Annotated in this window: 15 protein-coding genes and 1 tRNA gene; 2 read left to right on the forward strand and 14 right to left on the reverse strand. The window is 55.2% G+C overall.

What is annotated here, in order from left to right:
* The coding region (locus B3Z49_RS01080) for an MFS transporter (protein WP_296987582.1) at positions 1-1108 on the forward strand (1108 nt) is incomplete at its 5' end.
* Between the two features lie 131 nt (positions 1109-1239).
* On the opposite strand, the gene ptsN is transcribed toward B3Z49_RS01080, so the two are convergent.
* From ptsN to rph, 14 genes are all read right to left on the reverse strand, one after another.
* Positions 1240-1704 (reverse strand): PTS IIA-like nitrogen regulatory protein PtsN, encoded by a 465-nt coding sequence (gene ptsN, locus B3Z49_RS01085; protein WP_008888694.1) that lies wholly within the window; start codon positions 1702-1704, stop codon positions 1240-1242.
* Positions 1705-1742: 38 nt separating this feature from the next.
* Complete coding sequence (gene hpf, locus B3Z49_RS01090) at positions 1743-2417, reverse strand: ribosome hibernation-promoting factor, HPF/YfiA family (protein ID WP_349676357.1); 675 nt, start codon at positions 2415-2417, stop codon at positions 1743-1745.
* A gap of 72 nt (positions 2418-2489) precedes the next feature.
* Positions 2490-4070, reverse strand: coding sequence for an RNA polymerase factor sigma-54 (rpoN, locus tag B3Z49_RS01095; RefSeq protein WP_296987588.1), 1581 nt, complete (start codon positions 4068-4070; stop codon positions 2490-2492).
* Positions 4071-4134: 64 nt separating this feature from the next.
* Positions 4135-4968: an LPS export ABC transporter ATP-binding protein gene (lptB, locus tag B3Z49_RS01100; protein WP_008888697.1), complete on the reverse strand. Its 834-nt coding sequence runs from the start codon at positions 4966-4968 to the stop codon at positions 4135-4137.
* 14 nt (positions 4969-4982) lie between these two features.
* On the reverse strand, positions 4983-5876 hold the full coding sequence (locus tag B3Z49_RS01105) for an LptA/OstA family protein (RefSeq protein ID WP_296987591.1): 894 nt from the start codon (positions 5874-5876) through the stop codon (positions 4983-4985).
* Positions 5877-5886: 10 nt separating this feature from the next.
* Entirely contained in the window at positions 5887-6642 is a 756-nt protein-coding gene (gene lptC / locus B3Z49_RS01110; RefSeq protein WP_296987593.1) for an LPS export ABC transporter periplasmic protein LptC, read from the reverse strand.
* A 3-nt stretch (positions 6643-6645) separates the two neighbouring features.
* The gene (locus B3Z49_RS01115) at positions 6646-7665 is read right to left on the reverse strand and encodes a KpsF/GutQ family sugar-phosphate isomerase (RefSeq protein WP_081579248.1); all 1020 of its coding nucleotides are present in this window, start codon (positions 7663-7665) and stop codon (positions 6646-6648) included.
* A gap of 161 nt (positions 7666-7826) precedes the next feature.
* On the reverse strand, positions 7827-8441 hold the full coding sequence (locus tag B3Z49_RS01120; RefSeq protein WP_008888701.1) for a ribonuclease D: 615 nt from the start codon (positions 8439-8441) through the stop codon (positions 7827-7829).
* Positions 8442-8543: 102 nt separating this feature from the next.
* Complete coding sequence (locus tag B3Z49_RS01125; RefSeq protein WP_296987598.1) at positions 8544-9779, reverse strand: O-antigen ligase family protein; 1236 nt, start codon at positions 9777-9779, stop codon at positions 8544-8546.
* Between the two features lie 2 nt (positions 9780-9781).
* Positions 9782-10714, reverse strand: coding sequence for a glycosyltransferase family 2 protein (locus B3Z49_RS01130; protein WP_296987600.1), 933 nt, complete (start codon positions 10712-10714; stop codon positions 9782-9784).
* A 126-nt stretch (positions 10715-10840) separates the two neighbouring features.
* A tRNA-Leu gene (locus tag B3Z49_RS01135) sits at positions 10841-10927 on the reverse strand.
* A gap of 169 nt (positions 10928-11096) precedes the next feature.
* Positions 11097-12290 (reverse strand): radical SAM family heme chaperone HemW, encoded by a 1194-nt coding sequence (gene hemW / locus B3Z49_RS01140; RefSeq protein WP_296987604.1) that lies wholly within the window; start codon positions 12288-12290, stop codon positions 11097-11099.
* A 109-nt stretch (positions 12291-12399) separates the two neighbouring features.
* A complete protein-coding gene (gene rdgB, locus B3Z49_RS01145; protein WP_296987606.1) occupies positions 12400-12999 on the reverse strand; it encodes an RdgB/HAM1 family non-canonical purine NTP pyrophosphatase in 600 nt (199 codons plus the stop codon).
* A gap of 78 nt (positions 13000-13077) precedes the next feature.
* Positions 13078-13794 (reverse strand): ribonuclease PH, encoded by a 717-nt coding sequence (gene rph, locus B3Z49_RS01150; RefSeq protein WP_296987608.1) that lies wholly within the window; start codon positions 13792-13794, stop codon positions 13078-13080.
* 305 nt (positions 13795-14099) lie between these two features.
* On the opposite strand from rph, the gene B3Z49_RS01155 reads away from it, so the two are divergent.
* A partial coding sequence (locus B3Z49_RS01155) for a winged-helix domain-containing protein (protein WP_414716232.1) occupies positions 14100-14410 on the forward strand: 311 nt, incomplete at its 3' end.

Here is a 14410-nt window from a genome sequence, read left to right on the forward strand (position 1 = left end):
AATGATGAGTTCGGCCTATATCGGTGGTTATCGCATCGGCATGATCGTCGCTGGTGCCGGGGCCCTGACCATTGCCGGATTGTTTGAGGCTGAAGGTACCTATCAACACCATGCCTGGACGGTGGCCTATGCCTGCATGGCGCTTGCGATGTGTGTGGGAGTGATCACCACCCTTCTTGTCAGCGAGCCCAAGGTCGTAAAGCTCGACAGCAAATATTTCCACGAAACATCGGACTATGTCCGGTTTCTGGCGATGTTCGCGCTTACCGTGATCGCCTTCATCCTTGCCAATGTCTATGCCGGGGAAATCACCAATCCGCTGAAAACCGCCCTGACTGACGGCGGCATGATCAGCGAGCTGTCAGGCTTTATTGCTGGCACCGTCAAACTGGCCATTTCGGTCGGATTTGCCATCCTTGTTGCCTGGCTCACCACCCGGGTTGGCCTAACACCGACCGGCATGGTTCAGGAAACCTATATCTCGCCGGTCAAGGACTTCATTGACCGATATGGCAAGGCTGCCATCGTCATCCTGGCCCTGATCGGGGTGTATCGCATCGCCGATATCGTCATGGGCGTGATGGCCAACGTGTTTTACACCGACCTTGGTTATTCCAAGGAAGAAATCGCCGCCGTTTCCAAGACATTCGGCCTGTTCATGACCATTGGCGGCAGTTTCCTGGGCGGGGTTCTGTCGGTCCGCTATGGCGTGGTGCGGATCCTGTTTCTTGGCGCGTTGTTATCAGCAATCACCAATGTCCTGTTTGCCTTCATGGCTCAGCTTGGCCCGGATACCACGATGTTTGTCGTTGTCATCATGGCCGATAACCTGTCGGGTGGTCTCGCAACGGCGGCCTTCATCGCCTATCTGTCGGGCCTGACCAATATCTCGTTCACGGCGATGCAGTACGCGATCTTCAGTTCGATCATGACCCTGTTCCCGAAAATCCTTGCCGGCTTCTCGGGCACGGTGGTTGATGCGGTCGGATATAGCTGGTTCTTTATCGGCACGGCCGTGATCGGCATTCCGGTGCTTTATCTTGTTGTTCTGGCCGCGCGCCTGACAGACGTAAAGGATCCCGAAGAGCCCAAGACCGCCGAAGCCTGATCAGGTCAGAAGCACAACCTGCTCCACCGTCGGGTCCAATATTCCAAAACAAAACCGGACGCCCAATCAGGCGTCCGGTTTTTTTAAATCTTGTGTCTGTTACGGGGGTTACCCGCCACTCACTGACCTTTTCAGGCGGCCTGTTCGGCCTCGTCCTGGGTCAGCAATGCGTAAATCGCATCTGCAGATCCGGCACCGCGGAGCTTGTCACACATGCCCTGATTACGCAGCAGACGGGAAATCCGTGCCAGTGCTTTCAGGTGATCGGCACCGGCTTCTTCGGGCGCAATCAGCATGCAGAAAAGGTCGACCGGGTGTTCATCAACCGCGTCAAACTCGATCGGATTGCCTGCACGGGCAAAGACCATATACAGGCGGTCCAGATCATTGAGCTTGCCATGCGGAATCGCGACACCGCCACCGACACCGGTACTGCCAAGCTTTTCACGGTCAAGCAGGACAGAGAAAATCTCGCTTGCAGGGCGGCCGGTAACTTCGGCGGCCTTTTCGGCAAGTTCCTCAAGCACAGCCTTCTTCGCACCGGCACGCAGTGCCGGAATAACTCCGGACGGAGTAAGAATAGATGATATGTCCATTTTTCGCGTTGCGTTGTTTGGCTCGGAATCTGTGTCTGTCACGCGCCACTCGCTTCATTATCGTTTGGGTCCAACCAGCCGATATTTCCGTCCGAGCGACGGTAGACAACGTTCAGTCCGCCATGTTTGCCATTCCGGAACATAAGCGCCGGAATGTCCCCCAAGTCGAGCCGCATGACAGCTTCCCCGACGGAAAGCGTATCAATGCGATCGGGTGTCTCGGCAACAATCACTGGCTCGAAGCCATTTGTGTGATTATCGTCCGTTTGATCTTCATCTTCCTGTGCGATCACATAGTGGATCGCCTCCAGGCGAGCCTCCTCATAGTGGTCACGGGTTGCGTGATGGTCACGCAGGCGCCGTTTATAACGCCGCAACTGTTTGGCCACTCTGTCACAGGCGGCATCAAACGCGGGATAAACCTCGTTCGCTGATGCCTTGGCCTGAACCATCATGCCCTTGCCGACATGGACCGAAATCTGCGCGTGATAGAGATGTGCCTGTTTGGTGACGGTCACCGTGGCTTCAATCGCGTGATCGAAATACTTCTCTACTGCAGGGTCCAAGGTCTCGACGACGTGCTGGCGAAAAGCATCGCCAACGTCAAGTTGCTTACCGATAACCGTAATTTGCATGGATCGCCTATCCCCGGTTGAGTGACATACCAGTTTGGTGCCCCTCTCGTAGGTGGGCGCACCATATTCCCTCGTCATTACCAAGTCAAGATATGGGTATGTTCCCTTGAATTACAGCACCTTAAGGTGCATTTTTTCGATAAATTCGTGCTAGGAAGCACGTGATTTTTTCTCGCGCCGACGCTGCACTGACGATGGGATGCGCATCGCTTCGCGGTATTTTGCCACTGTTCGACGCGCGATGTCGATCCCTTCCTTGCCCAGAAGCTCAACCAGTTTGTCATCCGACAAAATCTTCTTGGGTTCTTCGTTGTCGATCAAGGACTTGATCCGGTGACGCACCGCTTCGGACGAATAGGCATCGCCACCATCTGAAGATGAAATTGCTGTGGTGAAGAAATATTTCAGCTCGAACATGCCGCGCGGCGTCGACATGAACTTGCCGTTGGTCACACGTGAAACCGTACTTTCATGCATGCCGATTGCTTCGGCGATGTCGCGCAGGATCAATGGCCGCAGATGCGCAACCCCGTGGGTAAAGAACCCGTCCTGCTGGCGCACGATTTCGCTGGCAACCTTCATGATCGTGGTTGCACGCTGATGCAGCGCCTTGACCAGCCAGTTTGCACTTTGCAGCTTCTCGCTCATGAAGCCACGCTCTTCGCGATCGCGCAGGCCAGACCCGATTTGGGCCACATAGTCTTCATTGACCAGCACCCGCGGCAGGGCTTCGGAATTCAGTTCCAGATGCCAGTTGCCATTGCCCGCCGCACGCATCAGAACGTCCGGGATCACCGGGGTTGCGATTTCGCCATCAGCGGTCTTGCCCGGGCGCGGATCAAGGGTTTTGATCTCGGCGATCATGTCATGGAGATCATCCGAATCGACGCCGCATACCCGACGCAGGCGATCAAAGTCCCGCTTGGCCAGCAAATCAAGATTGGCCAGAAGGGCTGCCATCGCCGGATCAAACCGGTTGAGTTCGCGGAGTTGCAATTCCAGACATTCCGCCAGATCGCGGGCAAAAATACCAACCGGGTCAAAGCCCTGCATGACCTTCAGAACGCGTTCGACATCCGCGATATCGCATTCAAGGGATTCGGAAACTTCATCAAGATCGCCGCTGATATAGCCGTTTTCATCAAGCATATCGATCAGGTAACTGCCGATCATACGCGACATGGCATCGGCAAAGGCGATATTAAGCTGATCATCAAGGGTCTGGCGCAATGTCGCTTCATCGGCCAGCGTCTGTTCCAGCCCCGGAAGGTCATCCCCACCTGCGGCCGAACCGCCGGCACCGCCACCGGCCCCCCCGCTATAGGGCGCGGAATAATCGTGACTGCCTGAAACCGGTTCACCGTTGCGGGTGATTTCACCTTCGCCGCCATAAAGCGCGTCACTTGAAACATCCAGCGGGCCGTCATCACTGCCCATGGTTTCGCTGGACGTCAGGCGATCGGTGCCGAACCGGTCATCGCGGTCCGTGAAATTGTCGTTTGATCGGCTATCAAGGCCTTCATCGCCATTGCCAACCGCACCATCACCGGCCTCGGCATAGGTCTGGCCGGGATCGGCCCGCTCCAACAGCGGGTTTTCCATCAGTTCACTGTCGATGAAATTAGAAAGCTCAATATTATTGAATTGCAGCAGTTTGATTGCCTGCTGCAGCTGGGGAGTCATGACAAGTGACTGGGACTGGCGTAGATCCAGACGCGCCTTCAGGGCCATTTATGCACTACCCCGTGTCAATCCGAACTCCCCCTAGACTTGGTTGACGGTCTGGTGGGTGTTATCAAAGGCTGAAACGATCGCCCAGATAAACCCTTCGTACATCGTCGTTTCTGACGATTTCCTCAGGACCACCTTCCATCAGAACCCGACCATCATGCAAGATATATGCCCGGTCGATAATGTCTAGAGTCTCGCGCACATTGTGGTCAGTAATCAAGACCCCAATGCCACGATCTTTCAGATGACGTACAAGATCGCGAATATCCCCCACTGCAATCGGGTCAATCCCGGCAAGTGGTTCATCAAGCAGAACAAAGTTCGGATGGGCCGCCAAGGCACGCGCGATCTCGCAACGACGGCGTTCCCCGCCCGAAAGGGCCAGGGCCGGTGTGCGGCGCAAATGTTCGATGGCAAATTCTGCCAAAAGGTCTTCAAGCGACTGTTCGCGCTTGATGCGGTCATCCTCGACCACTTCAAGCACGGCCATGATGTTCTGTTCAACCGTCATGCCGCGGAAGATCGAGGCTTCCTGCGGCAAATAGCCGATTCCCATGCGCGCACGCTGATACATCGGCATCATGGTGATATCGCGCCCATCAAGGGAAATCGTGCCGCGGTCTGCGGCAATCAGGCCGGTAATGATATAAAAACTGGTGGTCTTGCCGGCCCCGTTCGGCCCCAGAAGGCCAACCGCCTCGCCGCGCTGCACCGAAACCGAGACATCTTTCAGCACCGGACGCTTCTTAAAGCTTTTGCCCAGATTATGCGCCACAAGACCCTTGTTGGTGGTGATCAGGCGCGGGCCGCTTGCCCCGCCGTCAGTTGGCTGTGCGCTGCCAGATACAGCTGTCGCCTTTGCGTTGTCGGATTTTACGCTTTTGCGCGACCAGAACAAATGACCGACCTTTCTCAGTTACCGGTCCCGGCATCGGCCGGGCTGTTGTTTTCGTCTTTTTGCGGAACCAGAAGGCCCCGAACGCGGGTTTTGCCATCGCCATTACCGTCAGCCGTCAGACGACTGATCCCGGTATTCAGATCGACCACGGCACGATCCCCGTTCAACTGGTTCTCCCCGCGGGTGATCTTAACCGATCCGACAAGGGTGGCGATACCTGTTTTCGCATCATAAACACCCTGATCGCCAACAACAAACTCTGTTGCTGTGCGAATATTCACATTGCCCTGCCCGTCGATGCGGCGCAATTCGTTTGCGCCATCCGAACCGGCCTCAAAGCGCGCGGTCAAAACATCCCCGCGGAGCGTGCGGTCCTCGGATACCGCGACCGCATCCCCGCGTGCCACCGCGACGCGCTCTGTTTCCCAGTATTCAAGGCTGTCGCGCGCGGTCAGGGTTTCATTGGGCGTGGTGTATTTCAGGTTATCACCGGTCAGAACAACCACGGCCTCGTCAATGTCATAGACTGCACGATCGCCAACAGCGACATCGGTATCGGATGAGAGTTTGACATTGCCGGTCGCAATGATGCGGTAAATCTCGCTATTGCCGTCGCGATCACGATAGAGCGCCTGCAACTCGTCGGCATCGACGCGCGAGGAACCGCGCTTCGCCACCGCATTGCCACGGGCAATCAGGATCTGTTCATTGCGGCGCCATTCGATGCCGTTATCAGACTCGACTTCAAGCCCGCCACTGCCGTTCTGGGCCAAACCCAACGGATTGGCCGCTGCATGCTTTGCCATGGTCGACAGACCAAGCGCGGCCGCACCCAGCATAAAGCCCCCCAGCATAAGTGGTGTCAGAACCGTTCCAGTCTTGCGGGCGAGATGCGGCATCGCAATCATGACTTCCCTCTCATTGCTCCGTCGAATTCAATGCACTGTCGAAAATCACCAGCCGGGATTTCCCCAAAAAGCGGATCACCGCCCCCTTGTCTTCAAGCTCAAACCCGGAATCCGATGCAATGGTGCCAAACGGCCCCTGCCCGTCAACCGGCACATCACCGCTGGCACTGCCGGAATTCATGGCGATTTCAGCTTCCTCGGTGTGAATTTCAAAACCGTTATCGTGGTACATATTGACCGTACCCACCAGATCAAGCATCCCGTCGGTTTCGGTATAGAAGCCTTCATTGGCGGTCATCGCGATCCACGATCCGTCATTCAGCGTGATATCGGCCTGCGGACCGGACAGATAGACATGATCGGGCCGTGTTTCGGTTGCGTCGGTTTCCACCGCTTCGCTCGCGGTCACCGTAAAGGGCTGGCGATTGCCATCCACGCCAAAGAAGCGCGGATTGCTCATCGCGACATTTTCCATCAGATCCTCGGGCGAGGTCGAAAAGCCAAGCCGAAAACCGCTATCCTGAACCTGTTCGATCTGCGGCCACAAAACCACCAGCGCCATGATCGTCATTGCGATCAGCGGCAGCACGAATTTCAGCATATTGACGATGACGCGGCGAAACGGATTGATCCGCACATTGCGCCGGGCCGAGGGCATGCGATCACGCGAAAAGCCACGCTCATGGCGCGCCTGACGTTCGTCACGCGCTGCCTTCTGCTGGCTTTTTTCGCGGTCTTCGACCTGTGGCGTGCCCTCTGTGCTCATGCGTTATGCCACCCCGACGCGCAACAGATCATGGATATGCACAAGGCCCACCGGCACACCACCGTCATCCAAGACAAACAGGGACGTGATCGAACGGTCATTCATGATGGCAAGTGCTTCAACCGCCAGGGCATCGGCACTGGTCACTTTCGGCCCAGTGGTCATGACATCACCCACCTTCATCGCCACCAGATTATCGGCCATGTGACGGCGCAAATCGCCATCCGTCACGATCCCGGCCAGAACACCGGCATCATCAACCACACCGACACAGCCAAACGAGTGGCTGGTCATGGTAACGAGCGCCTCGGCCATCAGGGCATCGGGCGAAATCAGGGGCAGGGTATCAACCCCGTGCATGACGTCATGGACATGCAGCAACCGCTGACCCAGCTTGCCACCGGGATGGAAGGTGCGGAAATCTTCGGATGTAAAGCCGCGCCGCTCCATCAATGTCACCGCCAGTGCATCGGCAAGGGCCAGCATGGCGGTGGTTGATGTCGTCGGCGCCTGCTTGTTCGGGCAGGCTTCAGGGCTTGCCGGCAGGACCAGCGGACAATCGGACTGCTTGGCAAGCGAGCTTTCCGGTTTGCGGGTCATGCCGATCAGCGGCACGTTAAACCGGCGGGTAAAGGCAATAATGTCGGACAGTTCCGGGGTTTCACCGGAGTTGGACAGGGCCAGAACCGCATCATCCTTGCCAATCATGCCCAGATCACCGTGGCTGGCCTCGGCGGGATGGACGAAAAAGGACGGGGTGCCGGTCGAGGCAAAGGTCGCGGCGATTTTCTTGGCAATATGGCCGCTTTTGCCCATGCCGGTGACAACCAGACGGCCTTTCAGGCCCTCGATCAGGTTAATAACGTTGCAGAACTCACCATCAAGAGATTCTGCAAGTTCACGCAGCGCATTGGCCTCGATATCAAGAACACGGCGCGCGATGGCAAGATCGGCGTCACTCGCCGGTGCTGGCACTTTGGGGGACTCGTTTGAGACGTCTTTTGAGACTGGGGTCACTGTCATCTGTTTCTTGTTAGCGTTTCCCGCCCGGAGATAGGCTATTTGACCCATCTTGCAAGATCATTGGGCCAAAACTATGAACCCGGTTGGCGTGGGGGTCAATTCTATTGCATCCCCCATACACCGCCAATCTTCACAGACGGTTAACCGGCCTTATGCCGACCTTATGAATGGGCAAAAATATCGGTTTCTTCCCAGCCTGCCAGATCAAGCGTCGCGCGGGTCGGCAGGAAGTCAAAACAGGCCTGCGCGATCTCGGTACGCCCTTCGCGCGCCAGACGACGATCAAGCTCTTCCTTGGCTTTGTGCAGATACAAAACGTCCGAGGCCGCGTAATCGATCTGTTCCTTAGAAAGCTCCGCTGCACCCCAGTCGGAGCTCTGCTGCTGCTTGGAAATCTCGACCCCGACGGTTTCGCGCAGCACATCCTTCAGACCATGACGGTCAGTATAGGTGCGCACCAGCTTGGAGGCGATCTTGGTGCAATAGACTGGCGCGCAACGCACGCCGAGATATTTGTCCATCACTGCGATGTCAAAACGCCCGAAATGAAACAGCTTCAACACCGACGGATCAGCCAGGAGCTTTTTCAGGTTCGGCGCGCTGTAATCTTCCCCATCAAACTTGACCAGATGGGCATTGCCATCCCCGCTTGAAAGCTGCACGACACACAAACGGTCGCGGTGCGGGTTAAGGCCCATGGTCTCACTGTCAATGGCCACGACCTTTCCAAGGTCAAGGTCACCCGGCAGATCTCCGAGATGGAGGAAATTGGTCATCGCGGTTCTCCAAATGTCAAAATTTGCCTGTTCTTAACACAGCAAACCGCGCATCGCACCGCAAAAGTCGCCCCTGAATGGCCCGAAAGAAGAACGCGTTGCTCAGTTTGACTTTTGTGTTGCGAACCTGAGTGCTGCGACAGCACTTGCGATCGACAACCACGCCAGCATGGCAGGCCAATTTGAAAACAGGCTTTGCGTTACTGAAAGGGGAAATACCGACATCACCATAACCCCCAAATAAAGCCCGCCAAGTAGCCTGGTGTCACGCGGACCAAAAAGGGCTTTCGCGCCGTTCCAGTACAAAATCACCATAAAAATGGTAAATGGAATGGTGCCAATCAAACCGGTATCCGACAACCATTCGATGTAAAAGTTGTGTGGGTGCGGGTGACAAAGCGCGCTGTCCAATCCTTGCTGCACATAATCTTTGCAGACCAAGGGAAAGTTTCCCATTCCAGTCCCGGTTATCGGGTTCTCACCAAAGAAGCGTAGTCCCAGTAACACGAGTTGACCATAAATTGAGTCGGTATAGTCCGAAAGCACGTTGGCCAGTTGCTCAACGCGCCCCCAGATGCGCTCGTTGGTCATAAGCAAAAATGTCAATGCCGCCCCTCCACACAGGGACAAGCCAATCGCTATCTTACGAGCAAATTTTCCCGAAAGAAGCAGACTGAAAGTTACCAGCAAAAGAGCCAACAATGTCAGCACACTTGCTGCTCGCTCACCACTCAAAAATACAACCGTTAGTAAAAGCGGGGACACACAACACGCTGCCAGGAAAAGCTTGTTGGATTGCCCACGAGCGTAAAGAACGAAACCCAACGCACTGGTCGCAAGACCCAGTTTAGCCAGATACATACCGATATTTGGCCGGTCGAGAGGCCCGGTTAAACGGCCAGTCATCGGCTGCCCAGATATCAGGGAAACACCTACGAGGAACTGGTAAAGTGCATCAAGTGCCGCCAACGCCATCGTACATAGCACAACAATAATAAATCGATGGATCGTGCGCTCATCCGTCAAAACCCAGCGGGTTACTGCTGCATAAAAGATAATAAACCTGAGCCAACTTAGCGAACGCCCGAAACTTTTGCCGACATACTCAGCAAAAGGTGACACAAAGACATTCATCAAGACAAATATGATCAGAAGAACCAGAATATCTTTTTCGCGCGCCCAAGACCAATCCTTGGCCGACCAAGATCGCACAAGAAAAATCACACCAATCAGGACGACCGAGATATCGGCGACTGCGCGGGAAAATATCAAGAATGCCGGAAGGCAAAGCAGCAAAAAACTGGCCGCGAGGTGCAACTTTCGATCAAGCGAGGTCATCTTCAGCAATTCACTTCTTTAATATGGCGGATGTTTGATAAGTTTTGAAAAATATTGCGATAGGATTGCAATGCTGAAGGGTCGGTATCAACAAATCCGAGTCTCCCCGCAACGTAGCGAACAAACAAAGGTATCATCGGAATAGGTGCCCCATCACGGCGCGCCTTTTTTATGGCCGAAACACACTTGCGATAAAGCTTCACGCGCGTTTCTTGCGGCAACTCCGGGTGAGCCTCCAGAAAGTTCAGATAGACCAAAAATCGATCATGATTAAGCTGCAAGGTATTTTGCGAAATGTGGCTTCCGACGTCCGGCACCAGCGTAAGAACCATGTCAGTATCAAGAAGGCACTTTGCGTATGCCGAAAGTCGCAACGGCAACGACTCATCCTGAACGAAGACCGTCTCATCGCACCCGCCTGCTGCGACGAAAACATCCCGTTCAACAAGCCAAGTCATCCGCACCATACCGCGACCAAGGATCCTCTCAAGCGGATTCTTGTGGATACTAAGCTTGAAATCTTCTGTAATCCGAGGAGCCACCACTTTATCGATTGGTTCGGTGGTCTTGCGGCAATGACCGTGCACCATGTCTGCATTATGCTGTTTTGCAAGTGAAAGCAGCATATCAAGCGCATTTGGCGCAAGGATTTCATCACAGTCAAACAGTGCCAGATATTTGCCATTTGCGGTCTCGGCTCCCTGGTTGAGCCGAATTGATGGACCCGCATTGACTGTATTGCTGATTACCCGAACGAAGTCGTGCTTCGCTGAAAATTCTTCAAGGATCGCCAGAGAATTATCTGTCGACACGTCATCTACGAAAACAACCTCAAAAGGTATTTCGCCCGTCTGACCCAACAAAGACGCAAAGAAATAACGAAGAGCATTTTCTTTGTTGTAGACCGGCAGAACAAAACTGACTTCGGGTTGCATAGTTTTCGCAGCTCATTTTTAACTCGATTTCTGCTTGTAACCAGTCAAGCCGGTCTCGAAAAGACTAAAACGCAAACCCGGCCCCAAAACGACAATACCCCAGCACATCAAAAATGTGCTGGGGTATGGTGCCCAGGAGAAGACTCGAACTTCCACGGCCTAATGGCCACTGGCACCTGAAGCCAGCGCGTCTACCAATTCCGCCACCTGGGCATAGGGGCTTGTGGTATTTGTTCGGGCGGTGTCCGCCGGAACGGGGCGGAATATACGCGGTCAGGCTTAAGTGTCAACCAACTTTTTGATGGTTTGGTGAAACTTCCTGCGCCCGATTGCAGGTCCCCGCCAATCGCCCGGTTTTTCTTGGCGTTTTAGCCGTTTGGGATCACGCCACGTGGTCGAATAAATAGGCCAGAACACCGTTTAAACGGTTCCTGCCCTGATCGGTGGCGCGCAGCCCCGAAGAATCACAGATCAGATCACCAGACTCGATCAGGGTTTCGAGCCGATCAAGTGCCAAAACATCACCCGGCCCCTTGCCGATAATGCGTTCAAACCGTGCAGACGGGATGGTTTCATTGAGCCTGAGGCCCATCATCACCATTTCAAGCAGGCGTTCATCAGCCTCGAGCGCGGTTTCTTCCTGTGTGCCATGACCATGCTTTTCCACCCGATCGAGCCAGATATCAGGCGCACGGTGACGACGAACTGCCATGGGTGTGGTGTTGCGATCGGCACCAACCACCGCCTCGCGGCCATGCGCGCCCGGCCCGATGCCAAGATAATCGCCATAGCGCCAATACACCAGGTTATGGCGGCTTTCCTGTCCCGGTTTGGCGTGGTTGGACACCTCATAGCAGCGATAGCCGGCACGTTCGGTTTCTTCCTGGGTGATCTCGTAGAGCTCGGTCGCAAGGTCCTCGTCCGGCACGACCAGATCGCCGCGCTGATGCAGGGTATGGAACTGTGTGCCCGGCTCAATGGTCAGCTGATAAAGCGAGATGTGGCCATTGGCGATGCCAAGCCCCTCACGCAGCTCCGCCCGCCAGGCCTTGGGATCGTGTTCCGGGCGGGCATAGATCAGATCAAACGAAAAACGATCAAAGACCGATGTCGCAACATCCAGGGCCCGCATGGCTTCCTCGGCACTGTGCAGGCGACCAAGGAATTTCAGGTCACGGTCATTGAGCGCCTGAATACCGATCGAAACACGGTTGATCCCGTTGGCGGCAAAGGCCGAAAAACGGTCAATTTCGACCGTGCCGGGGTTGGCTTCCAGCGTGATTTCAAGATCATCCGTAACTGGCCAGAAAGATTTGATGTCCTCGATCAAGGCCCCGGCGGTTTCCGGGTCCATCAAGGATGGCGTGCCGCCGCCAAAGAACACCGATCCCACCGTCCGCCCGGGATGGCGGGCCGCACCATGGGCAAGCTCCGCCCGGAGCGCCTTACGCCAGCGCACATGATCAACACTGTTCGCGACATGGCTGTTGAAATCGCAATACGGGCATTTCGACAGGCAGAATGGCCAGTGGATATAAATGCCAAACGGCACGGTTTCACTTGAGGCTGCGGACACGCGGGACTCTTTTCAAACGCTGGAATATTGGCCTGTAACGTAACACGCACCGCCGATCATGACATCCGCGATGCGTGCGTAAGTTCAATGCAGGTGGTTAAACCTGAAATCAGTCTTCGAAGCAGGCTTTGACCAACTGGCGGAAGGCATCGGCACGGTGGCTCATTTCATGCTTTTTCGCCGGATCCATTTCGCCAAAGGTTTCCCCGTAACCCTTTGGCTGGAAAATCCCGTCATAGGCAAAGCCCTGGCCTCCTCGCTTGGGCCAGACGATTTCACCTTCAACCCGGCCTTCGAAATTCTCGACATGCCCGTCCGGCCAGGCGAGCGACAAGGCACAAACAAAGGACGCCCGGCGATCCGGATGATTACCGATACCGTTATGAACTTTTTCCATCGCCATGTCGAAATCCTTGTCGGGCCCGGCCCAGCGCGCGGAATAGATGCCCGGTGCGCCATCAAGGGCAGAAACAACCAGGCCACTGTCATCAGCAAGGGCGGGCAGATTGGCCCCTTTGGCCGCCGCCGTTGATTTCAGCTGCGCATTTCCGATGAAAGTTTTTTCGGTTTCTTCGGGTTCGGGCAAACCAAGTTCACCGGCTGAGACAACCTCAATCCCGAATGGTTTAAGAAGTTCACCGATTTCCCTGATTTTGCCTTTGTTGTGGCTGGCGATGACGAGTTTTTTTTCCGTGAAACGACGGGCCATGGTCTTGCCTGAAACTGCGATATCCAACTGATGCGAAAAAACGGCAGGCCCAATTCCCGCCGTCAATATTACGGTGCCTTAAAGACCAAGCGCCTCACGCTGCTTGGCGAACAATTCCTTGCAGCCTTTTTCCGCCAGCGCGAACATCTGGTCATAGGATGCGCGATCAAACGGCACGTCTTCGGCGGTTGCCTGTACTTCGACAATGCCGCCATTGCCCGCCAGCACGAAGTTGGCATCAGCCCCGGCATTGCTGTCTTCGACGTAATCAAGATCAAGTACCGCTTCACCTTCATAGATGCCGCATGAAATCGCTGCGACCGGCTGAGTCAGCGGGATTTCCTTGATCAGGCCAAGGCGACGCACGCCCTGAAACGCCAGATAGGCGGCCACATAGGCACCGGTGATCGATGCGGTGCGCGTACCGCCATCGGCCTGAATGACATCGCAATCAAGGCGCATCTGCATTTCACCCATTGCCTTCATATCGGCAACCGCTCGGATCGAACGGCCAATCAGGCGCTGAATTTCCTGGGTGCGGCCGGACTGACCACCGCGCGCTGCTTCGCGTTGCATGCGGCTATCGGTTGCGCGCGGCAGCATGCCGTATTCAGCGGTGATCCAGCCCTTGCCGGAATTGCGCATCCAGCCCGGCACTTTGTCTTCGACCGTCGCGGTACAGATCACATGCGTGTCGCCGAATTTGATCAGGCAGGAACCTTCGGCATATTTGGAAACGCCGGTTTCAATCGTTACATCGCGAAGCTGATCGGGGGTACGGCCGGAAGGGCGCATGAGAAAGAACCTCTTGGTTGTCTGGGCTTGCGTTCGCGGCGACTTGATTGCCCGCGCACGAAGCGAAACTGTCCTGAAAAATTTGGCCCAAAGTAAGATGTGCCCCACCAAACGTCCAGCAGTTTCCCCGGATGTTTTTATCTGTTCTGGTGCAATCCTGGCGCAAAGCAGTTAAACCAACAACTTCGACCAAATTTACAAGCTTGGCTTAGCAATAGGCCGTGCAATTGACGCAATGCGTTTGCCTGACTAAATTCTCCTCACGTTTAACGCTTCATCCATCTGGATCAATTGGCAAGCAACACATGGCGCATTTTGACGATACATTGCTGGGCGACATGAATGCGCGGTCACGTGAAGTGTTCCGCCAGATTGTCGATGCCTATGTCGAAACCGGCGAGCCGATCGGCTCGCGGTCGATTGCGCGTCGCATGTCCGAAAACCTTTCGGCGGCGACCATTCGCAATGTCATGTCCGATCTTGAGGAAATGGGTCTTCTGGTCGCGCCGCACATTTCGGCCGGGCGCCTGCCCAGTGAAAAGGGCCTGCGCCTGTTTGTGAATGCCCTGATGGAGGTTGGTGACCTTCCCAATGCCGAGCGTGACCAACTGACCAA

The organism is Thalassospira sp. UBA1131 (assembly GCF_002311515.1).
In the GTDB taxonomy this organism is placed as follows: Bacteria; Pseudomonadota; Alphaproteobacteria; order Rhodospirillales; family Thalassospiraceae; genus Thalassospira.